The following is a 23,377-nucleotide window of genomic DNA, read 5'->3' as shown; positions in this document are numbered from 1 at the left end:
CATTGGCGGAGGTGTTTACCTTTTGGTACTTTCCGCCGTTATCGTCTGCTGAATTATGTGCGTAAATGAGAATCATTTTTAATGATCTCGCTATGCCGGAACTGCCCCCCAGCGAGGGGGAACGAATCGACGTTAAGACTGCCGTTCGAGCGGTCGTAATAAATAAGTCGGTGATAGCAATCTGCCAATCGCAAACACTCCTGCGCTGGACAGATCCCCTAAACGGGAAAAAAACAGGCTGGTTAAAAAACCAGTAATTATAATGACTGGAGTTACAACACAATGACCATCATCACTAAAAAACGTTTGATCGCCGCAGGAGTGCTATCCGCACTCATGGCCGGCAATATGGCTATGGCAGCGGATGTCCCGGCCGGTGTGCAGCTTTCGGATAAGCAAACGCTGGTGCGAAATAGCGGCGCCGAACCGCAATCGCTGGACCCGAATAAAATCGAAGGGGTGCCTGAGGCGAATATTAGCCGCGACCTGTTCGAAGGCTTGCTGAATACCTCGCCGAAAGATGGCCACCCGATCCCTGGCGTGGCAGAGAGCTGGGATAATAAAGATTTCAAAGTCTGGACTTTCCATCTGCGTAAAGATGCGAAATGGTCTAACGGCGAGCCGGTGACCGCCCAGGACTTCGTTTATAGCTGGCAGCGTCTGGTGGATCCGAAAACCGCGTCTCCTTATGCCAGCTATCCGCAGTATGGTCATATCGTGAACGTCGACGAAATCATTGACGGCAAGAAAGCTCCGAGCGAACTGGGCGTAAAAGCCATTGACGACCACACGCTGGAAGTCACCCTCAGCGAGCCAGTACCCTATTTTTATAAACTGCTGGTTAACCCGGCGATGTCTCCTGTCTACAAACCAGCGATTGAAAAATTTGGCGAGAAGTGGACGCAGCCTGGCAATATCGTCACCAACGGCGCGTACACCCTGAAAGACTGGGTGGTCAACGAACGTATCGTCATGGAGCGCAACCCGCATTACTGGGATAATGCCAAAACCGTTATTAACACTGTCACCTGGCTGCCGACCTCTTCTGAAGTGACCTATGTTAACCGTTACCGCAGCGGTGAGCTGGATATGACCTATAACCAGCTGCCGATCGAGCTCTTCCAGAAACTGAAAAAAGAGATCCCGAACGAGCTGCACGTTGACCCGTATCTGTGTACTTATTACTACGAAATTAACAATCAGAAAGCACCGTTCACCGACGTGCGCGTACGTACCGCGCTGAAGCTGGGTCTGGACCGCGACATTATTGCCAATAAGGTAAAAGGACAGGGCGATCTGCCGGCCTACGGCTACACCCCGCCGTATACCGATGGCGCGAAACTGACCGAGCCGGAATGGTTTACCTGGTCGCAGGAAAAACGGAATGAAGAAGCGAAAAAACTGCTGGCCGAAGCCGGCTATAGCGCCGATAAACCGTTGACCTTCAACCTGCTGTATAACACCTCTGATTTGCACAAGAAGCTGGCGATTGCCGCCGCCTCGCTGTGGCGTAAAAACCTGGGCATTGACGTGAAGTTAGTCAACCAGGAGTGGAAAACGTTCCTCGATACCCGTCATCAGGGTACCTATGACGTGGCGCGTGCAGGCTGGTGCGCCGACTATAACGAGCCAACCTCATTCCTGAATACCATGCTTTCAGACAGCTCAATGAACACTGCGCACTATAAGAGCCCGGCGTTCGATAAGATTATGGCTGAATCCGTGAAAGCATCCGATGAAGCGCAGCGCACTGCAGCCTATGCGAAAGCAGAGCAGCAGCTGGACAAAGACAGCGCGATCGTACCGGTCTATTACTACGTTAACGCCCGCCTGGTGAAACCGTGGGTCGGTGGCTACACCGGTAAAGACCCGATGGATAACGTCTATACCAAAGACCTTTACGTTATCAAACATTAATGGCAATACGTGGAGCGGGCCTGTGCTCGCTCCATCGTGTCTTATTTGAGAGCAGTGCAAAGGCACACGCCAGAAGGTACGGGCAATGTTAAAATTTATCTTACGTCGCTGTCTGGAAGCGATTCCGACGCTATTCATTCTTATTACCATTTCATTCTTCATGATGCGTCTGGCTCCGGGAAGTCCTTTTACCGGGGAACGCACGCTACCGCCGGAAGTCATGGCGAATATTGAAGCAAAATACCATTTAAACGACCCCATCATGACGCAGTACTTCAATTACCTGAAGCAGCTGGCGCATGGCGATTTTGGTCCTTCCTTTAAATACAAAGATTATTCGGTCAACGATCTGGTGGCGGCCAGCTTCCCGGTTTCGGCGAAACTGGGCTTCGCTGCCTTTTTGCTGGCGGTAGTGATCGGCGTCGCTGCGGGCGTTATTGCCGCTTTGAAGCAGAATACCCGCTGGGACTATGCGGTGATGGGGGTAGCCATGACCGGCGTGGTTATTCCGAGCTTTGTGGTGGCGCCTCTGCTGGTGATGATCTTTGCTATTACCCTGCACTGGCTGCCGGGCGGCGGCTGGAACGGCGGGGCGTTGAAATTTATGATCCTGCCGATGGTGGCGCTTTCCCTGGCCTATATCGCCAGCATCGCGCGAATTACCCGCGGCTCAATGATTGAAGTGCTGCACTCTAACTTTATCCGCACCGCGCGGGCGAAGGGGCTGCCGATGCGCCGCATTATTTTGCGCCATGCGCTGAAGCCGGCGCTGCTGCCGGTGCTCTCCTATATGGGGCCGGCTTTCGTGGGCATCATTACGGGCTCAATGGTCATTGAAACCATTTACGGCCTGCCGGGGATTGGCCAGCTGTTCGTTAACGGGGCGCTTAACCGCGACTACTCGCTGGTGCTCAGCCTGACGATCCTCGTGGGTGCCCTGACTATTCTGTTCAACGCCATCGTTGACGTGCTTTACGCCGTTATCGATCCGAAGATTCGCTACTGAAGCCGGAGTTCGCCATGATGTTAAGTAAGAAAAATAGCGAGGCGCTGGAAAACTTCAGTGAGAAGCTGGAAGTGGAGGGGCGTAGCCTCTGGCAGGATGCGCGTCGCCGCTTTATGCATAACCGCGCCGCGGTCACCAGCTTGATTATGCTGGTGCTCATTGCGCTGTTCGTGACCTTCGCGCCGATGGTGTCGTCATTCTCCTATTTCGATACCGACTGGGGCATGATGTCCAATGCCCCGGACATGGCCTCTGGCCACTACTTTGGGACCGACTCCTCCGGTCGCGATCTGCTGGTGCGCGTGGCGATCGGCGGGCGTATTTCGCTGATGGTTGGGGTGGCGGCGGCGCTGGTGGCGGTGATCCTCGGCACGCTGTACGGTTCGCTTTCCGGGTATCTCGGCGGCAAAGTGGATTCGGTGATGATGCGTCTGCTGGAGATCCTCAACTCCTTCCCGTTTATGTTCTTCGTTATCCTGCTGGTGACCTTTTTTGGTCAGAATATCCTGTTGATTTTTGTCGCTATCGGCATGGTCTCCTGGCTGGATATGGCCCGTATCGTACGCGGACAGACCTTGAGCCTGAAGCGCAAAGAGTTTATTGAGGCGGCGCAGGTCGGCGGGGTCTCCACAGCGAGCATCGTGCTGCGCCATATCGTTCCTAATGTGCTGGGTGTGGTGGTGGTGTACGCCTCGCTGCTGGTCCCCAGTATGATCCTCTTCGAATCTTTCCTCAGCTTCCTGGGGCTGGGGACGCAGGAGCCGCTCAGCAGCTGGGGGGCATTGCTCAGCGATGGCGCCAACTCAATGGAAGTCTCGCCCTGGCTGCTGCTGTTCCCGGCGGGTTTCCTGGTGGTGACCCTGTTCTGTTTCAACTTTATCGGCGATGGTCTGCGTGATGCCCTCGACCCGAAAGACCGCTAAGGAGCGCTGCCATGACCATGATTGAAACGGCAAAAGCGCCGCAAGCGCAGAGTCACAGCGGCCTGCTGCTGGACGTGAAAGATCTTCGCGTCACCTTTAAAACGCCGGATGGCGATGTCACCGCCGTCAATGATCTGAACTTCACCCTCCAGGCGGGCGAAACGCTCGGTATTGTCGGGGAGTCCGGCTCCGGTAAATCGCAGACCGCCTTCGCCCTGATGGGGCTGCTGGCGGCCAACGGTCGCATCGGGGGTTCCGCCACCTTTAACGGTCGGCAAATCCTCAATTTGCCCGAGCGTGAGCTGAACAAACTGCGCGCCGAGCAAATCTCGATGATTTTCCAGGATCCGATGACCTCTCTGAACCCATATATGCGGGTGGGAGAGCAGTTAATGGAAGTCCTGATGCTGCATAAGGGGCTGAGCAAAGCCGAAGCATTTGAAGAGTCGGTCAAGATGCTCGACGCGGTGAAAATGCCGGAAGCGCGCAAGCGCATGAAGATGTTCCCGCACGAGTTCTCCGGCGGGATGCGCCAGCGCGTGATGATTGCCATGGCGCTACTGTGCCGGCCGCGGCTGCTGATTGCCGATGAGCCGACCACCGCCCTGGACGTCACTGTGCAGGCGCAGATCATGACGTTACTGAATGAGCTGAAACGCGAATTTAATACGGCCATCATTATGATCACCCATGACCTCGGAGTCGTGGCGGGGATCTGCGATAAAGTGCTGGTGATGTATGCGGGCCGCACCATGGAGTACGGTCAGGCGCGCGATGTCTTTTATCAGCCGTCGCACCCATACTCTATTGGGCTGTTGAATGCGGTTCCTCGTCTGGATGCCGAAGGCGATGCGTTATTGACCATTCCGGGCAACCCGCCGAACCTGCTGCGTTTGCCGAAAGGCTGCCCATTCCAGCCGCGCTGTCCGCATGCAATGGAACAGTGCAGTAGCGCGCCGCCGCTGGAGTCTTTCGCGCCAGGTCGCCTGCGCGCCTGCTTTAAACCGGTGGGGGATCTGCTATGAACGCCGTAACTGAACAACGAAAAGTCCTGCTCGAAATTGCCGACCTGAAGGTGCATTTCGATATTAAAGATGGCAAACAGTGGTTCTGGCAGCCGTCGAAAACGCTGAAAGCCGTAGATGGCGTGACGCTGCGTCTCTATGAAGGCGAGACCCTCGGCGTGGTGGGGGAGTCAGGCTGCGGTAAATCGACTTTCGCCCGCGCCATCATTGGCCTGGTGAAGGCCACCGATGGCAAAGTGGCCTGGTTGGGTAAAGATCTGCTGGGCATGAAGCAGGAAGAGTGGCGCGACGTGCGCAGCGATATCCAGATGATCTTCCAGGATCCGCTGGCCTCGCTGAACCCGCGTATGACCATCGGAGAAATCATCGCTGAACCGCTGCGTACCTATCATCCGAAGATGCCGCGTCAGGAAGTGCGCGATCGCGTGAAGGCGATGATGATGAAAGTCGGGCTGTTGCCTAACCTGATCAACCGCTATCCGCACGAGTTCTCTGGCGGTCAGTGTCAGCGCATCGGCATCGCGCGGGCGCTGATCCTCGAGCCGAAGCTGATTATCTGCGATGAGCCGGTGTCCGCACTTGACGTGTCCATCCAGGCCCAGGTGGTCAACCTGCTGCAGCAGCTGCAGCGTGAAATGGGACTGTCGCTGATATTTATCGCCCACGATCTGGCGGTAGTTAAGCACATCTCCGATCGCGTACTGGTGATGTATCTGGGCCATGCGGTGGAACTGGGAACCTACGATGAGGTGTACCATAATCCGCTGCATCCCTATACCAAAGCGCTGATGTCGGCGGTGCCGATCCCCGATCCGGACCTCGAAAAAACGAAAACCATCCAACTGCTGGAGGGCGAATTACCCTCGCCGATTAATCCGCCTTCGGGCTGTGTCTTCCGCACCCGCTGTCCGCTCGCCGGACCGGAGTGCGCCAAAACCCGTCCGGTGCTGGAAGGCAGCTTCCGCCATGCGGTTTCCTGCCTTAAGGTAGACCCGTTATAATCTCAGGGGCTGACGCAGGTCAGCCCTTTTTTTATGCGAGGTTAACGAAGTGGGTATGCTTTCTGCCGCTCGTCTGCGGCTTTATCATTTACTTTTCGATCAGAACCGACGTTCCGGCCGCCGCTTTGAAGGTCTGTGCGGACTTTTCGCATTGCTCAGCGTGGTGGTGATATTTGTCGAGTCGGGGCTGGGCACGCAATATCATCTGACATTAGATGAATGGCATATTTTCGTCTGGCTGGAGCTGCTGGTGACCGCGGTCTTTACCCTGGAGTATCTGCTGCGTATTGCGACATGGCCCAATCCGCTCCACTACATTTTCAGCTTCTGGGGATTTATTGACTTAGCGACCATCCTGCCGCTGTACGTGATGTGGCTATGGCCGGAAATTAGCCTCAATTATGTCTTTGCCTGGCGGGCAATGAGGGCGATCCGCGCGTTGCGTATTCTCAAACTGTTGCGCTTTATGCCTTCGCTCAATGTGTTCTGGCGGGCGATTGTCAGCGCGCGCCATCAGCTGATCCTGTTCTATTCGTTTATCGCCATTGTGATGGTGATTTTCGGCTCGTTAATGTACCTGATAGAAGGGCCAGAGTATGGTTTTACCACGCTCAACGCTTCGGTCTATTGGGCCATTGTAACCATCACTACCGTCGGCTACGGGGATATCACGCCGCATACACCGCTGGGCCGCATCCTGGCCTCCATTCTCATCCTGATCGGATACTCCATTATTGCCATTCCGACCGGGCTTATCACCACCCATATGACCAGCGCCCTGAACCGGCGGCGTCAGCAGCGGGTATGCCCGCAGTGCCAGCAGGGCCACCATGACGATAACGCCCGGTTTTGTCACGCCTGTGGCCATGCGTTACCGCAGTAAACCCTCGGCATAAAAAAAGCCTGCCGGGAGGAACGCGGCAGGCTTTTCACTGGCTAGTCAGCGTTATTCACGCCACAGAATATGACACAGCTTATGATCTTTCTCGCGGCACAGCAGTACGCGGGCGAAGATATCATTGATTTCCCCGCCGTCGGTATCCGCCAGGCCAATCACCACTTCGGCGAAGAAATCCGGGTTCAGATCGTAATCCACATGCTCTTCCCAGTCTGCAGACGGGTCGAACAGCTCGGCGCCGCCGCGCTCCTCAAACTGCAGGTTAAACAGAATGATGTCCGCCGGGTCGAGGTTATCGGCCGCCAGTTCGAGGAAGATGTCGTATGCCTGCTCAAGCGTTTCGTCTTCGGTCAGACGGTTGTTTAAATCCATATCCATGATTGCTACTCATTCGGTATCTGATGGGCACGTTTTACAGCAACGGGCTGAAGAAGTAAAACAGTCGCTCGGCGATCCGCTGCCACAGCGGACGTTTTAACCAGCGACGGGCGTCCAGCAGGCGCGAGCGCGAGATATAGTCATCCTGGACCGCCGCCAGATCGCTGCCGAAGCCGGCGTCATCGATGACCAGCGTGATTTCAAAATTGAGCCACAGGCTGCGCATATCCAGATTCACGGTACCCACCAGACTCAGTTCGCCATCGACCAGCACGCTCTTGGTATGCAACAGGCCGCCTTCGAACTGGTAAATCTTCACCCCTGCTGCCAGCAGCTCGGTGAAAAAGGCCCGGCTGGCCCAGCCCACCAGCAGCGAATCGTTCTTGCGCGGTAAAATAATACTCACGTCCACGCCGCGCTGGGCGGCGGTACAGATCGCGTGCAGCAGGTCGTCGCTGGGTACGAAGTAGGGCGTGGTCATGATCAAATGCTCTTTCGCCGCGTAGGCGGCGGTGAGCAGCGCCTGATGGATAAGATCTTCCGGAAACCCCGGGCCGGAGGCGATCGTGTGGATGGTATGTCCACTGGCCTCTTCAAACGGCATGATATTGACGTCCGGCGGCGGCGGCAGAATACGCTTTCCGGTCTCGATCTCCCAGTCACAGGAGTAGACGATGCCCATCGAGGTCGCCACCGGGCCTTCCATGCGCGCCATCAGGTCAATCCATTGTCCGACCCCTGAGTCCTGTTTAAAGTAGCGGGGATCAACCATATTCATGCTGCCGGTGTAGGCGATATAGTTATCGATCATCACCATTTTGCGATGCTGACGCAGGTCCATCCGGCGCAGAAACACACGCATCAGATTGACCTTGAGAGCCTCGACCACTTCAATGCCGGCGTTACGCATCATTGCCGCCCATGGGCTGCGGAAAAAAGCCACACTGCCCGCGGAGTCGAGCATCAACCGGCAGTGAACCCCGCGACGGGCGGCGGCCATCAGCGATTCGGCGACGCTGTCGGCCATGCCGCCTGGCTGCCAGATATAGAAGACCATCTCAATATTATGGCGAGCCAGTTGAATATCGCGGATCAGGGCCTGCATGACGTCGTCAGATTCCGTCAGCAGCTGCAGCTGGTTGCCTTTTACGCCGCCAATGCCCTGGCGCCGTTCGCACAGCTTGAACAGGGACTCGGCCACCGGGCTGTTATCTTCCGCGAAGATATGTTTGCAGGCTTTGAGGTCGTTTAACCATTTGGCCGTGGAAGGCCACATCGCCCTCGCGCGTTCTGCCCGCCGCTTGCCAAGATGCAGCTCGCCAAAGGAGAGATAGGCGATGATCCCCACCAGCGGCAGAATATAAATTATCAATAACCATGCCATCGCGGACGGCACAGCGCGGCGTTTCATTAGAATTCGTAATGTTACACCGGCGATCAACAGCCAGTACCCCAGAATGACCAGCCAGTTCACCACCGTGTAAAAGGTTGTCATAGATGTAAAATCCTTTTGAATGACGTTATGTGATGAGTTTACGCATCAGTATTTTTCTGGCAAATAAAAACGCAGCGAAAGCGGTGGTCAGCCGCAGGCAGAGGTTTATAATGGGGGCTGTTTTCACTCGTAGAGTCGTTGCAATGAAGCGTAGTAGAACGGAAGTAGGGCGCTGGCGCATGCTGAGACAGGTGAATCGCCGTAAAGCGCGCTGGCTGGAAGCCCAATCACGCCGCAATATGCGGATCCTCGCCATCAGAAAGGGGCTGGTAAAACGGCAGCGTCATGCTCTGCTGTTTATTTTCCCCGACTGTTAAGCGAGCAGGCTAACGGCACCGTGCGCGGTGCCGTTGTCGTTTTCTCAGCCCTGCGCCGAACTCCCTTTTAACATCGCCAGGTGGCCTAATAAAATATCTATGCGATGTCTGTCAGGGTATGACGGGGAATTACCGACAGAACTCCTTATTCTGCGACAGACATAAACCGCCCTGCAGAAGCCTGAACAGGGCGCGGGGTTGCCGATCGTTTTTCAATTTCATGCTAACTATCGGGGTGACCACTCTGATTAAAATGCACCGCTTTTGTGGGTGTAAATTTATTTGGCATAGGCTTCCGTAGATAACGTGATGGTCACGTTATCACTCACCGCCGGAACATATTTATCAAGCTTGAAGTCTGAACGTTTTATTACCCCAGTGGCATCAAAACCAATGGCCTCTTTTTTCACCATCGGATGCATATCCTGCTTGTTCAGGGTGGCATGCAATACTGCCGGTTTGGTGATGCCTTTAATGGTCAGGTTACCTTCAACATCATATTTATTGCCGCCTTTACTTTCCACCCGGGTGCTCTGAAAGGTTGCCTCAGGATACGTTTTGACATCGAAGTACTCTTTGCCTAAAAACTCATCCGTTAACGCTTTGACATGCGTATCAATGGTTTTGACTGGCAGCGTGACGTGCACAGAGGATTTCTCTGGGTTATCTTTGTCAAAAGAGAGTTTCCCTGAAACATCAGAGATATAGGCGGTAGGGTTAGAGAAACCAAAATGGTTCCAGGCAATAACAACCGAAGTATGCTGTGGATCCAGGCTATATTCTGTCGCAGCGGCCTGTGATACAGGAATATATAAGGCAAGCAGAGAAAATAATGCGGTTTTTTTCAGGGTATTCATACAAAAATCCTCATAAGCGTCAGGTGCATAAATGGTAGCCCAAAAAAATGCAGGGCTTATTGAAAACATTTGTTATTCCCGTTCAAATATTTTAACCAACCAATAATAACCCTACAATCACTCCGCGTGAATTTTACCTAACGAAATTAATAGGCATTAAAAAATCCTCTGCAATGTAAATCTGGTCACGTGATCTTTATACGTTCATCCCTACGGGATGTGCCCGGATCAGCGCATTTTTTATTTCCGGTTGCTTTCCAGTCACCGCGATCCTGAATGCAGCAAGATAGGCGATATTTGGTCCTATGCTAGCTGAACCGGATATACATGCTTATTTACTCCAGGCGTTAATATCTGTTTCTGAGAATCCTTCTCTCTTTATCGAGCTTCTTTCAACTGTATTTAAGATTTACCGGGCGATGTCGGGATGCGCTGGCATGCAAAGCAAGCGATAGATCCATGCAAGATCTCTGTCACAGACTTATTCAATATATTAGCCATTCAATATCATGCCCGGCGTCGACGTTTGGTCGGCATTTTCTGTTGCCGCAAAAGGCGAGGTGATGGTCGATGATGTCGTCGCTGGGGAAGATATGTGCTCATCTTCCAGGCATCTCAGGCGGATAACAGCCAGCGCTTTCGTGCGGTTAAAAAGGGCGGCATTTTAATGTTGTGTAGAAAAATGCGCCCTTTCATCTGATGGCCTGGTGTGTTTTTGCGGTTAACCAGAAAAAGAAAAGGGTATTTTCAAAATACTTTCTTATATGGCTTAACAGAGACCTGGCGGTAGACGCCAGCTGCAATGTACGGATCGTCATTGGCCCAGGCCTGAGCCGCTTCCAGCGATTCAAACTCAGCGATTACCGTTGAGCCGCTGAATCCGGCTGCGCCCGGTTCGTTGCTGTCAACGGCCGGCATTGGTCCGGCGGTAAGCAACCGACCTTCATCATGTAAAAGTTGTAGACGCGCAAGATGCGCGGGGCGAACCGAGAGCCGCTTTTCCAGAGAATCGGCGATATCTTCAGCGTAGATAACGTAAAGCACGGCAAAGCTCCTTATCAATAAACAGGCGAATTACGTTAAGTTAAACGACGATGGACTGCAATGCAAAGATGCGCCCCGGCGCCGAATGCCCTGCCGACGCGGCTTTTTTCCGCAAATGGTGGCAAAAATTGACTCAGGTTAAGACGGCTTATTGAATATGATTGCTATTTGCATTTAAAATCGGAGCATCATTTTTCAACAGAAACGACTATGAGCGCAATGACCCTTGATTTACCTCGCCGCTTCCCGTGGCCAACGCTGCTGTCCGTGGCTATCCACGGTGCCGTTGTGGCGGGGTTGCTTTATACCTCGGTACATCAGGTTATTGAACAGCCTTCCCCGACGCAGCCTATAGAGATCACCATGGTGGCGCCGGCCGATCTTGAGCCGCCCCCGGCGGCGCAACCCGTCGTGCAGCCCGTTGTTGAACCCGAACCAGAGCCGGAACCTGAGGTGGTCCCTGAGCCGCCGAAAGAGGCGCCGGTGGTGATCCATAAACCAGAACCTAAGCCGAAGCCCAAACCTAAACCGAAGCCCAAGCCGGAGAAAAAGGTTGAGCAGCCTAAGCGGGACGTCAAGCCGGCAGCGGAGCCGCGTCCGGCTTCACCGTTTGAAAACAACAATACGACGCCAGCGCGCACCGCGCCGAGCACCTCCTCCGCAGCGGCCAAACCCACCGTCACTGCCCCGAGCGGCCCGCGGGCCATCAGCCGTGTCCAGCCGACCTATCCGGCGCGCGCTCAGGCGCTGCGCATTGAAGGGACGGTGCGGGTGAAGTTTGACGTTACGCCAGATGGCCGAATTGATAATTTGCAGATCCTCTCCGCCCAGCCGGCGAATATGTTCGAGCGCGAGGTGAAAAGCGCGATGCGCAGATGGCGTTACGAGCAGGCAAGACCGGGAACCGGCGTGACGATGACCATTAAATTCCGCCTCAACGGCGTCGAGATTAACTGATAATGCAGGGCGGCGGACCGGTGAGGTCCGCCGTAAACCTTGTCTAACGCGTTTTTTCCATCAGGACATCGTCCAGCGCCTGCTGGACTGTCACCAGGTGCTGGCCACCGAACAATATCGCCCGGTTCAGCAGGGTATAAAGCTGGTAAATCGGCTGACGCTCGAGAAAACCAGCCGGTAGCGGCGAGACGGACTGATAGCCGTCATAGATCTGCGGGGGTTGTTCCGGGTGCATCGGCAGCATTGCTAAATCACACTCGCGGTCGCCCCAGTAGCAGGCCGGGTCGAAGATGTAGGGGCCATCCGGCCCTAAGGCGCAGTTGCCGGACCACAGGTCCCCGTGCAGCAGCGAAGGTTGCGGCTGATGGTTGGCCAGCCGCTGCTGTACCACATCGACTAAGGTATCGATATCGCCAAAGTGCAACCCTTTCTCCGCCGCCAGCTCCAGCTGCCAGCCGATACGCTGCTCGGCAAAAAACACCGACCAGCGACGCTGCCAGGCGTTGGGCTGCGGCGTGGTGGAAAGATCGTTATCAAAATCCAGACCGAACTGCGGCTGATCGCTCCACCGATGCAGGTGGGCTAACTGCTGGCCAAGCAGGAAAGCGTTATGCGCATCCAGCGGACGGGGAGGGAGGTATTCCATGACCACGAAGCTGTAGTCGCGATCGCTGCCGACGGCAAAGACCTGCGGTACGCGAACGGTTTTGCTTCGCGACAGCAGCTCCAGCTGATCGGCCTCGGCGGTGAAGATAGGCAGGAGTTCCCGTTCGTCGCATTTCACGAAGTAATCTTTGCCGCCGAAGCGCAAATGCCAGGCGGAATGGATCTCTCCGCCGGGCAGCTCGGTTTTCAGTTCGATTTCAGCGTCTTCGGTATGCCAATCGCGTAAAAGAGTACTGATTGCTTGCCACATGCTGTCTCTCCCCATGTTTTCCACCATATCATAAGGTTAGCGCATTACTACCGGGTAAACCTGGAACTGACGCACAACTGACGCTTTCCGTTGCGCTAAACGCATTTATTGAGCTTTTAACCACTCGGCGAATGTGCTGACGGCGATTTCTGCCGGACGGCCAAGGGCCGATTCCGCCAGGCCGGCGCTGAGAGCTTTCACTTCCTCGGCTGTTTGGGCGCTCAGCAGGCCAAAGGTATTGGTGCCCAGCTCATGGGGCGTGCCCTCTTCATCATTGAGCGTTAGTACAAACCCGGCACGGGTAAAATGGTTGCTGACCTCATTGATCTCCGTTAGCACCTGCTCATGGAAGGTTACGCTGACGACCCAGGCGGTAATTTCATTGCTCATCTCGACACCCCGTTGTTATGTATGGCCTTTCCAGCATAGACCATCCTGCAAATCTCGCGGCTCCCCTCCGCCGGCGCGGAGGGGCAGGGGAAATCAACGTCCGCAGAGATAATCGTAGATTTTTTGCGTATTGGCCTGCGAACAGAGGCGGGTACCCTGGTTGATGGTCGCGGCACTACCGGCGGCGACGCCAAAGCGTACCATGTCTTCGAGGCTGGCGTTTTCCGCCAGACGCAAGGTCATGGCGCCCACCATGCTGTCGCCGGCGCCGACGGTGCTCTGGCTTTTCATTGGCGGCGGCACCACCTGAACGCTGCCGCTGGCGTCAACCCCTAACGCCCCCTGCGGACCGAGGGAGACCACCACCCGGCGCACTTTACCGGACTGGATCAACGACTGAGCGGCAAGGCGGACGTCATCAGGCTGGCTCAGATCGCGCTGCACGAGGGCGCTGAGCTCTTTCTGGTTTGGCTTCACTAATTCAATATTGCCGACGTCCAGCGCGGCGGCCAGCGCATCGCCGGAGCTGTCGATAATGCAACGCAGGCCTTGCTGTTGCGCATTTTTAACCAGCTGCATCAGATTTTCGACGCTGATACCTGGCGGCAGGCTGCCGCTGATCACCAGCAGTGAGCCGGGGTCGATGGTCAGGACTTTTTCTTCCAGGCGGCGGAATTCATCGTCTGTCAGCGCGGCGCCGGGCATCACAAAGCGATACTGTTCGCCGCTGGCGGCCACGTGAACGTGCAGGTTCTGTCGCGTCCAGTCGCGGGTTTCGACGGTCTCGATCGGCACCTGCTCATCGGCCAGCAAGGCGGCAAGGTGCTCGCCGGTGGCGCCGCCAATCGGGAAAATGGCGGTGGCTTTGCCGCCGAGAAAGGTCACGGCGCGGGCGACGTTGATCCCGCCGCCGCCGGGTTCAAATACCGGCGCGCTGCAGCGGAGTTTCCCTTCCGGGTAGATCTGCGGGGTCTGGGTGGCGCTATCCAGCGAGGGGGCCAGCGTGAGCGTATAAATTTTGGTCATTCCTTCTCCTCCTTAATACGGCGACTGTGCTTTATTTAAGCATGGCACGATGATTCAGGGAGGGAAAGTGCTGTCCCTGAGAGATTTGCAAAGAAGCCTGTATTTTCATTATGAAATAAAGATTGTTTCCGGAGCTGTCTTATTCAAAAAACGAAAGAGTAAGTGATTGCTATGTTATTCGTGCTTTTTTATAATTTGCTACCTTTCTTAGGACCTGCACTCCGCGATCCTCGCGAAAGTTTCCGGGACCCACAGGTCTCTTTTATGTTGTACGGACGCTAAATTCAATGAGCCGGCATGGTTAGGCCTGTTCATCATTTGTACTGTCCTAAAAAATGTATTTTAGAGAGTTATAATGAAGCTTTTAAAGACAGTACCCGCAGCGGTCATGCTGGCGGGGGGGCTTTTTGCGTCTGTTGGCGCAATGGCCGATGATTCTGTATTTACCGTCATGGATGACCCTTCCGCTGCCAAAAAACCGTTCGAAGGGGTGGTCAACGCAGGTTACCTGGCGCAGTCCGGCAACACCAAGAACTCCTCAATGACGGCTGATTCCACCCTGACCTGGTATGGCAACACCACCGCCTGGTCCCTGTGGGGCAACGCCAGCAACACCTCGTCCAACGATGAGCGCTCCTCAGAGAAATATGCAGTCGGTGGTCGTAGTCGCTATAACCTGACCGATATGAACTACGTCTTTGGGCAGGGCAGTTGGCTAACCGACCGTTATAACGGCTATCAGCAGCGCGATGTCCTGACGGCGGGCTATGGTCGTCAAATCCTCAACGGACCGGTGCACAGCCTGCGGTTTGAATTTGGTCCTGGCGTCCGCTATGACGAATACACCGACGGGGATACCGACACTCAACCGCTGGGCTACGCCTCCGGAACCTGGGCCTGGCAGATGACCGATAACGCCAAATTTACCCAAGGGGTATCGGTATTTGGCGCCGAGGACACCACGGTCAACTCAGAGAGTGCGTTAAACGTGGCGATTAACGCCCACTTTGCGTTGAAAGTGGCGTACAACGTCACCTGGAACTCGGAGCCGCCGGCGTCTGCGCCGGAGCATACCGATCGCCGGACCTCGCTCTCCCTCGGGTATAAAATGTAATATTTTCAGGCCGGGTTTCCCGGCCTGATCGTTTTAGATTTAGCAATAAGTGACATTATTTTTTCTGGCAATTCGTTTTAGTTTTTATAAAAAGAAACTGGCCTCCATTTTTTCTCCATTATTCTCCATTTGCTGACAAATATTCATTTTATTTGACACGAAAAGCTAAATATTCGACGGACAAATATGTGATCTGGATCTATACTAACAGCCACTGACCGAATGGAGTCATTGTTCGGTCCGTCTTCCGTAATAAGAGAATAAACATCATGAAAAAAAGCCAATTTACCATCGCAGCCCTGGCGCTGTGCGTGCTTTCCTTTGGCGCATCGGCCGCCACGCCAGTTCCGCCGTCGGGTAACCAGGACCATACGCAGGTAGGTATCGCCAAAGCTACCGACGTTGAGGCCGGATCGAATATTGCCCCCGGTTCCCGTAGCACCGGACAATCCATGAGCGATGCCTTTAATGTGCATACGCTGGTGGCAGGCGAGTGGTCTTAATATCGCAGGCTACTGCTTCACGGGCAGTCTATTAAGCCGGGTAAAGTGGTACCGGTTTAACGACCCGCGCTAAACATCACGCAGGCAATATCAACGCGTCTCTTTTAGTTTGTCCGCATAATATCGTCCGGCTTCGCTGGTGATTATTATCGCCCCTTCCTGGCGGATATTCTGCTTTTATCCGCGCCGCTCTTGTTTTCTCCGCATTCCGCCATCATTTATGCTATTGCGGCTTTAATCACGTACCAATGATGTGTAAACTACTCCCCGGTGTTATCAGCAGGCGGCAGCAGGCGGGAACGATCGCTCCGGTCGTGCTCCTCTTTTCGCAGAGTGAAGCGGGAACTGCGCCTTAACCTGGTGATAATTATGATTATATTGTTTTGTATGTGCTCTTTCGTGTGGGGCACCACTGCAAATAAGGACATAAAATGCCTGTAATTACGCTTCCTGATGGCAGCCAACGCCATTTTGATCACGCCGTCAGCCCGATGGACGTCGCGCTGGATATCGGCCCAGGCCTGGCGAAAGCCACCATCGCCGGGCGGGTAAACGGTGAACTGGTAGACGCCTGCGACCCGATCGAAACCGATTCCACCCTCTCTATTATCACGGCTAAAGATGAAGAAGGGCTGGAGATCATTCGTCACTCCTGCGCGCACCTGTTAGGCCATGCTATCAAACAGCTGTGGCCCAACACCAAAATGGCTATCGGTCCGGTTGTTGATAATGGCTTCTACTATGACGTAGACCTCGACCACACCCTGACTCAGGAAGATATCGACGCGCTCGAAAAACGTATGCATGAGCTCGCCGAGAAAAACTACGATGTCATCAAGAAGAAAGTGAGCTGGCACGAAGCGCGTGAAACCTTCGTGAAGCGCGGCGAAAGCTATAAAGTTTCTATTCTTGACGAAAACATTGCTCATGATGACAAGCCTGGCCTGTATCATCATGAAGAATATATCGATATGTGCCGCGGTCCGCACGTGCCGAACATGCGTTTCTGCCATCACTTCAAGCTGATGAAAACCGCAGGCGCGTACTGGCGCGGCGACAGCAACAACAAGATGCTGCAGCGCATTTATGGTACCGCGTGGGCCGATAAGAAAGCCCTGAACGCCTACCTGCAGCGCCTGGAAGAGGCCGCGAAGCGCGACCACCGTAAAATCGGCAAGCAGCTCGACCTGTACCACATGCAGGAAGAAGCGCCGGGTATGGTCTTCTGGCATAACGACGGCTGGACTATCTTCCGTGAACTGGAAACCTTCGTGCGCTCCAAGCTCAAAGAGTACCAGTACCAGGAAGTGAAAGGTCCGTTCATGATGGACCGCGTGCTGTGGGAAAAAACCGGCCACTGGGACAACTACAAAGATGCGATGTTCACCACCTCTTCTGAGAACCGTGAATACTGCATTAAGCCGATGAACTGCCCGGGCCACGTGCAGATCTTCAACCAGGGGCTGAAATCCTACCGTGACCTGCCGCTGCGTATGGCGGAGTTCGGTAGCTGCCACCGTAACGAACCATCAGGCGCGTTGCACGGTCTGATGCGCGTTCGCGGCTTTACCCAGGATGATGCGCATATCTTCTGTACTGAAGATCAGGTTCGCGATGAAGTGAACGCCTGTATTCGTATGGTTTATGATATGTACAGCACCTTTGGCTTCGAGAAGATCGTTGTCAAACTGTCGACTCGCCCGGAAAAACGTATCGGCAGCGACGAGACCTGGGATCGCGCGGAAGCGGATCTGGCGGTGGCGCTGGAAGAAAATAATATCCCATTTGAATATCAACTGGGTGAAGGGGCGTTCTACGGCCCGAAAATTGAATTTACCCTGTATGACTGCCTCGATCGTGCATGGCAGTGCGGTACGGTACAGCTGGACTTCTCTCTGCCGCAGCGTTTAAGCGCCTCCTATGTGGGCGAAAACAACGAGCGTCAGGTGCCGGTCATGATCCACCGTGCGATTCTCGGTTCTCTGGAGCGCTTCATTGGCATCCTGACCGAAGAGTTCGCTGGCTTCTTCCCAACGTGGATTGCGCCAGTGCAGGTGGTGGTCATGAATATCACCGATTCTCAGGCTGAATACGTTAACGAATTGACGCGTAAACTACAAAATGCGGGCATTCGTGTAAAAGCAGACTTGAGAAATGAGAAGATTGGCTTTAAAATCCGCGAGCACACTTTACGTCGTGTCCCGTATATGTTGGTCTGTGGCGACAAAGAAGTCGAAGCCGGCAAAGTGGCCGTGCGCACCCGTCGCGGGAAAGACCTCGGCAGCATGGACGTAAATGAAGTGATCGAGAAGCTGCAACAAGAGATTCGCAGCCGCAGTCTTCAACAACTGGAGGAATAAGGTATTAAAGGCGGAAAACGAGTTCAAACGGCACGTCCGAATCGTATCAATGGCGAGATTCGCGCCCAGGAAGTTCGCTTAACAGGTCTGGAAGGTGAGCAGCTGGGTATTGTGAGTCTGAGAGAAGCTATCGAAAAGGCTGAAGAGGCTGGAGTAGATTTAGTTGAAATCAGCCCTAACGCCGAGCCGCCAGTTTGTCGTATCATGGACTACGGCAAGTTCCTTTATGAAAAGAGTAAGTCTTCTAAGGAACAGAAGAAGAAGCAGAAAGTTATCCAGGTTAAGGAAATTAAATTCCGCCCTGGTACTGATGAAGGTGACTATCAGGTAAAACTCCGCAGCCTGATTCGCTTTCTCGAAGATGGCGATAAGGCCAAGATCACGCTGCGTTTCCGCGGTCGTGAGATGGCCCACCAGCAGATCGGTATGGAAGTGCTTAACCGCGTGAAAGACGATCTGGTTGAACTGGCAGTAGTCGAATCCTTCCCAACGAAGATCGAAGGCCGCCAGATGATCATGGTGCTCGCTCCTAAGAAGAAACAGTAAGGCCATCAAGAAACATTTCCGGTGGGCTTCGGCTCACTGGTTTTGTTCGCCTTTGTTTCGTTTATTAACAATGCGAAGTGGAAGTTATTAAAATGCCAAAAATTAAGACCGTACGCGGTGCTGCTAAGCGCTTCAAAAAAACCGGTAAAGGTGGTTTTAAGCACAAGCACGCTAACCTGCGTCACATTCTGACTAAAAAAGCTACCAAGCGTAAACGTCACCTGCGTCCGAAAGCCATGGTTTCCAAAGGCGATCTGGGCCTGGTTATCGCGTGCCTGCCGTACGCATAAGTCGTTAACGTTTAACTTTTTTAACTTAGAATAGATACAGGAGAGCACACATGGCTCGCGTAAAACGTGGTGTAATTGCACGTGCACGTCACAAGAAAATTTTGAAACAAGCTAAAGGCTACTACGGTGCGCGTTCTCGCGTATACCGCGTTGCCTTCCAGGCTGTTATCAAAGCTGGTCAGTACGCTTACCGTGACCGTCGTCAACGTAAACGTCAGTTCCGTCAACTGTGGATTGCACGTATCAACGCAGCAGCACGTCAGAACGGTATTTCTTACAGCAAATTCATCAATGGCCTGAAAAAAGCCTCTGTTGAAATCGACCGTAAGATCCTGGCTGACATCGCCGTATTCGACAAAGTAGCGTTCACCGCTCTGGTCGAAAAAGCGAAAGCAGCTCTGGCATAAGCCAGTTGAAAGAGGGAGCTTGTCTCCCTCTTTTCGTTTCAACACCATCAATACATTGACTTTTATCGGCGCAGGCTTTTCAATACAGGTCTGACGTTTCTTACCAGACAAGGTAATGCAAGCATGAATGCTGCTATTTTCCGCTTCTTTTTTTACTTTAGCACCTGAACTCAGGAGGCTAGCGCGTGAAAGAAGAAACGGAAAACAGCGCCAGAAAGCCTCCCCTGTGGAGGCTTTTTTCGTATATGGATTCGGAATATTAATTTCACTATAACCGGTGTCTGCACCGACATAATGAGGAAAACCATGTCACATCTCGCAGAGCTGGTTGCCAGTGCCAAGGCAGCCATTAACGAGGCATCAGATGTTGCTGCGCTGGACAACGTCCGCGTGGAATACCTGGGTAAGAAAGGGCATCTGACCCTGCAAATGACCACCCTGCGTGAGTTGCCGCCGGAAGAGCGTCCGGCAGCCGGTGCGGTCATCAACGAAGCGAAAGAGCAGGTACAGCAGGCGCTGAATGCGCGCAAAGCCGAACTGGAAGGGGCGGCGCTGAATGCTCGTCTGGCTGCAGAGACCATCGACGTCTCGCTGCCGGGTCGCCGCATTGAAAATGGCGGCCTGCATCCGGTCACCCGCACCATCGACCGTATTGAAAGTTTCTTCGGTGAGCTCGGCTTTACCGTGGCGACGGGCCCGGAAATCGAAGATGATTACCACAACTTCGATGCGCTGAATATCCCGGGTCACCATCCGGCGCGCGCTGACCACGACACTTTCTGGTTCGATGCCACTCGCCTGCTGCGCACCCAGACCTCCGGCGTGCAGATCCGCACCATGGAAAACCAGCAGCCGCCGATCCGTATTATCGCGCCGGGACGTGTCTATCGTAACGACTACGATCAGACCCACACCCCGATGTTCCACCAGATGGAAGGTCTGATCGTTGATAAAAACATCAGCTTCACCAACCTGAAAGGAACCCTGCACGATTTCCTGAACAACTTCTTTGAAGAAGATCTGCAGGTACGCTTCCGTCCGTCTTACTTCCCCTTCACCGAACCGTCCGCGGAAGTCGACGTGATGGGTAAAAACGGCAAATGGCTGGAAGTGCTGGGCTGCGGGATGGTGCACCCGAACGTGCTGCGCAACGTGGGTATCGATCCGGAAGTGTATTCCGGCTTCGCCTTTGGCATGGGCATGGAGCGTCTGACCATGCTGCGCTATGGCGTCACCGATCTGCGCGCGTTCTTCGAAAACGATCTGCGTTTCCTCAAACAGTTTAAATAAGGGCAGGACAGAACAATGAAATTCAGTGAACTGTGGTTACGCGAGTGGGTTAACCCGGCGATCGACAGCGAAGCGCTTTCCGATCAGATCACCATGGCGGGCCTTGAAGTGGACGGCGTTGAGCCGGTTGCCGGCAGCTTCAACGGCGTCGTTGTTGGTGAAGTCGTGGAGTGCGGTCAGCACCCGAACGCTGACAAACTGCGCGTCACTAAAGTCAACGTCGGCGGCGAACGCCTACTGGACATCGTCTGCGGCGCGCCAAACTGCCGTCAGGGGCTGAAAGTCGCCGTGGCGACCATCGGCGCCGTGCTGCCGGGCGATTTTAAAATCAAGGCTGCGAAGCTGCGCGGCGAACCGTCAGAGGGGATGCTGTGCTCCTTCTCCGAGCTGGGCATTTCCGACGATCATAGCGGAATTATCGAGCTGCCGGCGGATGCGCCGATCGGTACCGATATTCGCGAATACCTTAAGCTAGACGATAACACCATCGAGATCAGCGTCACCCCGAACCGCGCCGACTGCCTGGGCATCATCGGCGTCGCGCGCGACGTGGCCGTGCTGAACAAGGCGCCGCTGAACGCGCCGGAAATCACCCCGGTTGCCGCCACCATTGACGATGTGCTGCCGATTCAGGTTGACGCCCCGCAGGCGTGTCCGCGCTATCTGGGCCGCGTGGTGAAAGGCATCAACGTCAAAGCGCCGACGCCGCTGTGGATGAAAGAGAAACTGCGCCGCTGCGGGATCCGCTCCATCGACGCGGTGGTTGACGTGACCAACTATGTGCTGCTTGAGCTGGGCCAGCCGATGCACGCCTTTGACCGCGACCGTATCGAAGGCGGGATCGTGGTGCGCATGGCGAAAGAGGGCGAAACCCTGGTCCTGCTTGATGGCTCCGAAGCGAAGCTCGACAGCGATACCCTGGTCATTGCTGACCACAACAAAGCGCTGGCAATGGGCGGGATCTTCGGCGGGGAGCACTCCGGCGTTAACGACGAAACCCAGAACGTGCTGCTGGAGTGTGCCTTCTTCAGCCCGCTGTCTATCACCGGCCGCGCGCGCCGTCACGGCCTGCACACCGATGCCTCTCATCGCTATGAGCGCGGCGTCGATCCGGCCCTGCAGTATAAAGCGCTGGAGCGCGCCACGCGTCTGCTGATCGACCTCTGCGGCGGCGAAGCCGGCCCGGTGATCGACGTGACCAACGAAGAGACTCTGCCAAAACGCGCCACCATCACTCTGCGTCGTAGCAAACTGGATCGCCTGATTGGCCACCATATCGACGACGCGCAGGTCACCGACATTCTGCAGCGCCTCGGCTGCGAAGTGACGGTGGGCGAAGGCGAATGGCAGGCGGTGGCGCCGAGCTGGCGTTTCGACATGGAGATCGAAGAGGATCTGGTCGAGGAAGTGGCTCGCGTTTATGGCTACAACAACATTCCTGATGAGCCGGTGCAGGCGGGTCTGATCATGGGTACCCACCGTGAAGCCGATCTGTCGCTGAAGCGCGTGAAAACGCTGCTGAATGACAAAGGCTATCAGGAAGTGATCACCTACAGCTTCGTCGACCCGAAAGTCCAGCAGCTGATCCACGCCGGTGAAGAGGCGCTGATCCTGCCAAGCCCGATCTCCAGCGAAATGTCGGCGATGCGCCTGTCGCTGTGGACTGGCCTGCTGGGGACCGTGGTCTACAACCAGAACCGTCAGCAGAGCCGGGTACGCATCTTTGAGAGTGGTCTGCGCTTTGTGCCGGACACCAATGCGCCGCTGGGCATTCGTCAGGATGTGATGCTGGCCGGGGCCATCTGCGGCAACCGCTACGAAGAGCACTGGACACTGGCGAAAGAGACGGTCGATTTCTATGATCTGAAAGGCGATCTGGAAGCCGTTCTGGATTTAACCGGAAAATTAGCGGATATCGAATTCCGTGCTGAAGCGACCACCGCGCTGCATCCGGGGCAATCCGCAGCGATTTATCTTAAAGGTGAACGCATTGGTTTCATTGGGGTTGTTCATCCTGAGCTGGAACGTAAACTGGATCTGAACGGTCGCACTCTGGTGTTTGAACTGGAGTGGAACAAGCTCGCAGACCGCGTGGTGCCTCAGGCGCGCGATATTTCCCGCTTCCCGGCGAACCGTCGCGACATCGCGGTGCTGGTCGCGGAAAACGTGGCTGCCGCCGATGTTTTAGCCGAATGTAAGAAAGTTGGCGTAAATCAGGTAGTTGGCGTAAACTTATTTGACGTGTACCGTGGTAAAGGTGTGGCGGAAGGGTATAAGAGCCTTGCGATTAGCCTGATCCTGCAGGATACCAGCCGTACACTCGAAGAAGAGGAGATTGCCGCTACCGTTGCCAGATGTGTAGAGGCATTAAAAGAGCGATTCCAGGCATCATTGAGGGATTGAACCTATGGCGCTTACAAAAGCTGAAATGTCAGAATATCTGTTTGATAAGCTTGGGCTTAGCAAGCGGGATGCCAAAGAACTGGTCGAGTTGTTTTTCGAAGAGATCCGTCGTGCTCTGGAAAACGGAGAACAGGTCAAACTCTCCGGGTTCGGCAACTTCGATTTGCGGGATAAAAACCAACGCCCGGGACGTAACCCGAAGACGGGGGAGGATATTCCCATTACAGCCCGGCGCGTGGTGACCTTCAGACCCGGTCAGAAGCTGAAAAGCCGTGTCGAAAACGCGTCGCCTAAAGACAAATAATCTGAACTAA

Annotated in this window: 25 protein-coding genes and 1 other annotated feature; of the genes, 18 read left to right on the top strand and 7 right to left on the bottom strand. The window is 54.6% G+C overall.

Features of this window, described 5'->3' with window-relative positions:
- The first annotated feature begins 282 nt into the window (after positions 1–282).
- From oppA to CE636_RS05215, 6 genes are all read left to right on the top strand, one after another.
- A complete protein-coding gene (oppA, locus tag CE636_RS05240; protein ID WP_004203164.1) occupies positions 283–1,917 on the top strand; it encodes an oligopeptide ABC transporter substrate-binding protein OppA in 1,635 nt (544 codons plus the stop codon).
- A gap of 85 nt (positions 1,918–2,002) precedes the next feature.
- Positions 2,003–2,923 (top strand): oligopeptide ABC transporter permease OppB, encoded by a 921-nt coding sequence (oppB, locus tag CE636_RS05235; protein WP_002910089.1) that lies wholly within the window; start codon positions 2,003–2,005, stop codon positions 2,921–2,923.
- A gap of 14 nt (positions 2,924–2,937) precedes the next feature.
- Positions 2,938–3,846 carry an oligopeptide ABC transporter permease OppC gene (gene oppC, locus CE636_RS05230; RefSeq protein WP_004145396.1) on the top strand — a complete coding sequence of 303 codons (909 nt, stop codon included), beginning with the start codon at positions 2,938–2,940 and terminating at the stop codon, positions 3,844–3,846.
- 11 nt (positions 3,847–3,857) lie between these two features.
- Positions 3,858–4,871, top strand: a complete 1,014-nt coding sequence (locus tag CE636_RS05225) for an ABC transporter ATP-binding protein (RefSeq protein WP_004151853.1) — start codon at positions 3,858–3,860, stop codon at positions 4,869–4,871.
- On the top strand, positions 4,868–5,872 hold the full coding sequence (gene oppF / locus CE636_RS05220) for a murein tripeptide/oligopeptide ABC transporter ATP-binding protein OppF (RefSeq protein ID WP_002910083.1): 1,005 nt from the start codon (positions 4,868–4,870) through the stop codon (positions 5,870–5,872). Before CE636_RS05225 ends, oppF begins: the two co-directional genes overlap by 4 nt.
- A 55-nt stretch (positions 5,873–5,927) precedes the next feature.
- Positions 5,928–6,755, top strand: a complete 828-nt coding sequence (locus CE636_RS05215; protein WP_004203160.1) for an ion transporter — start codon at positions 5,928–5,930, stop codon at positions 6,753–6,755.
- Between the two features lie 63 nt (positions 6,756–6,818).
- Here the strand turns inward: CE636_RS05215 and CE636_RS05210 are convergent, their stop codons facing one another.
- Entirely contained in the window at positions 6,819–7,148 is a 330-nt protein-coding gene (locus CE636_RS05210) for an HI1450 family dsDNA-mimic protein (RefSeq protein WP_002910079.1), read from the bottom strand.
- 34 nt (positions 7,149–7,182) lie between these two features.
- Entirely contained in the window at positions 7,183–8,643 is a 1,461-nt protein-coding gene (gene cls, locus CE636_RS05205) for a cardiolipin synthase (protein ID WP_004203158.1), read from the bottom strand.
- Positions 8,644–8,786: 143 nt separating this feature from the next.
- Here cls and CE636_RS05200 point away from each other — a divergent pair, with 143 nt between their 5' ends.
- Positions 8,787–8,960 carry a YciY family protein gene (locus tag CE636_RS05200; protein ID WP_023290120.1) on the top strand — a complete coding sequence of 58 codons (174 nt, stop codon included), beginning with the start codon at positions 8,787–8,789 and terminating at the stop codon, positions 8,958–8,960.
- 278 nt (positions 8,961–9,238) lie between these two features.
- On the opposite strand, the gene CE636_RS05195 is transcribed toward CE636_RS05200, so the two are convergent.
- Both CE636_RS05195 and CE636_RS05190 read right to left on the bottom strand, forming a co-directional pair.
- A complete protein-coding gene (locus CE636_RS05195) occupies positions 9,239–9,886 on the bottom strand; it encodes a YceI family protein (protein ID WP_164852348.1) in 648 nt (215 codons plus the stop codon).
- A gap of 678 nt (positions 9,887–10,564) precedes the next feature.
- Positions 10,565–10,861 carry a YciI family protein gene (locus CE636_RS05190; protein WP_002910042.1) on the bottom strand — a complete coding sequence of 99 codons (297 nt, stop codon included), beginning with the start codon at positions 10,859–10,861 and terminating at the stop codon, positions 10,565–10,567.
- A 210-nt stretch (positions 10,862–11,071) separates the two neighbouring features.
- On the opposite strand from CE636_RS05190, the gene tonB reads away from it, so the two are divergent.
- Entirely contained in the window at positions 11,072–11,818 is a 747-nt protein-coding gene (gene tonB / locus CE636_RS05185; RefSeq protein WP_017900776.1) for a TonB system transport protein TonB, read from the top strand.
- Positions 11,819–11,861: 43 nt separating this feature from the next.
- On the opposite strand, the gene CE636_RS05180 is transcribed toward tonB, so the two are convergent.
- The 3 genes from CE636_RS05180 to pfkB all read right to left on the bottom strand — a co-directional run bounded on the left by CE636_RS05180 (position 11,862) and on the right by pfkB (position 14,150).
- Complete coding sequence (locus tag CE636_RS05180; RefSeq protein WP_004203150.1) at positions 11,862–12,734, bottom strand: fructosamine kinase family protein; 873 nt, start codon at positions 12,732–12,734, stop codon at positions 11,862–11,864.
- 105 nt (positions 12,735–12,839) lie between these two features.
- A complete protein-coding gene (gene ghoS / locus CE636_RS05175) occupies positions 12,840–13,124 on the bottom strand; it encodes a type V toxin-antitoxin system endoribonuclease antitoxin GhoS (protein WP_004203147.1) in 285 nt (94 codons plus the stop codon).
- A gap of 93 nt (positions 13,125–13,217) precedes the next feature.
- Positions 13,218–14,150, bottom strand: coding sequence for a 6-phosphofructokinase II (pfkB, locus tag CE636_RS05170; RefSeq protein WP_004203145.1), 933 nt, complete (start codon positions 14,148–14,150; stop codon positions 13,218–13,220).
- A 355-nt stretch (positions 14,151–14,505) separates the two neighbouring features.
- On the opposite strand from pfkB, the gene CE636_RS05165 reads away from it, so the two are divergent.
- From CE636_RS05165 to ihfA, 10 genes are all read left to right on the top strand, one after another.
- Positions 14,506–15,264, top strand: coding sequence for a DUF481 domain-containing protein (locus CE636_RS05165; protein WP_004203142.1), 759 nt, complete (start codon positions 14,506–14,508; stop codon positions 15,262–15,264).
- A gap of 269 nt (positions 15,265–15,533) precedes the next feature.
- On the top strand, positions 15,534–15,767 hold the full coding sequence (locus CE636_RS05160) for a hypothetical protein (RefSeq protein ID WP_004203141.1): 234 nt from the start codon (positions 15,534–15,536) through the stop codon (positions 15,765–15,767).
- Between the two features lie 431 nt (positions 15,768–16,198).
- A complete protein-coding gene (thrS, locus tag CE636_RS05150; RefSeq protein ID WP_017900777.1) occupies positions 16,199–18,127 on the top strand; it encodes a threonine--tRNA ligase in 1,929 nt (642 codons plus the stop codon).
- 3 nt (positions 18,128–18,130) lie between these two features.
- Positions 18,131–18,673 (top strand): translation initiation factor IF-3, encoded by a 543-nt coding sequence (infC, locus tag CE636_RS05145; protein WP_004189469.1) that lies wholly within the window; start codon positions 18,131–18,133, stop codon positions 18,671–18,673.
- Between the two features lie 92 nt (positions 18,674–18,765).
- Positions 18,766–18,963, top strand: coding sequence for a 50S ribosomal protein L35 (gene rpmI / locus CE636_RS05140; RefSeq protein WP_001124225.1), 198 nt, complete (start codon positions 18,766–18,768; stop codon positions 18,961–18,963).
- A gap of 50 nt (positions 18,964–19,013) precedes the next feature.
- Entirely contained in the window at positions 19,014–19,370 is a 357-nt protein-coding gene (gene rplT, locus CE636_RS05135; RefSeq protein ID WP_000124850.1) for a 50S ribosomal protein L20, read from the top strand.
- A 118-nt stretch (positions 19,371–19,488) separates the two neighbouring features.
- Positions 19,489–19,613: a sequence feature (Phe leader region), on the top strand.
- Positions 19,494–19,538, top strand: a complete 45-nt coding sequence (gene pheM / locus CE636_RS28555) for a pheST operon leader peptide PheM (protein ID WP_001386830.1) — start codon at positions 19,494–19,496, stop codon at positions 19,536–19,538. Its footprint overlaps the feature before it by 45 nt.
- A gap of 63 nt (positions 19,614–19,676) precedes the next feature.
- Positions 19,677–20,660, top strand: coding sequence for a phenylalanine--tRNA ligase subunit alpha (gene pheS / locus CE636_RS05125; RefSeq protein WP_002909105.1), 984 nt, complete (start codon positions 19,677–19,679; stop codon positions 20,658–20,660).
- Between the two features lie 15 nt (positions 20,661–20,675).
- Positions 20,676–23,063 carry a phenylalanine--tRNA ligase subunit beta gene (gene pheT, locus CE636_RS05120; protein ID WP_017900778.1) on the top strand — a complete coding sequence of 796 codons (2,388 nt, stop codon included), beginning with the start codon at positions 20,676–20,678 and terminating at the stop codon, positions 23,061–23,063.
- A 4-nt stretch (positions 23,064–23,067) separates the two neighbouring features.
- Positions 23,068–23,367, top strand: coding sequence for an integration host factor subunit alpha (gene ihfA / locus CE636_RS05115; RefSeq protein ID WP_002909098.1), 300 nt, complete (start codon positions 23,068–23,070; stop codon positions 23,365–23,367).
- Positions 23,368–23,377: the final 10 nt, after the last annotated feature.

This window comes from Klebsiella sp. LY, from assembly GCF_004010915.1.
Classification (GTDB): Bacteria; Pseudomonadota; Gammaproteobacteria; order Enterobacterales; family Enterobacteriaceae; genus Klebsiella; species Klebsiella quasipneumoniae.
Note: the sequence above shows the minus strand (reverse complement) of the source record. Positions and strands in the feature narration are given on the sequence as shown.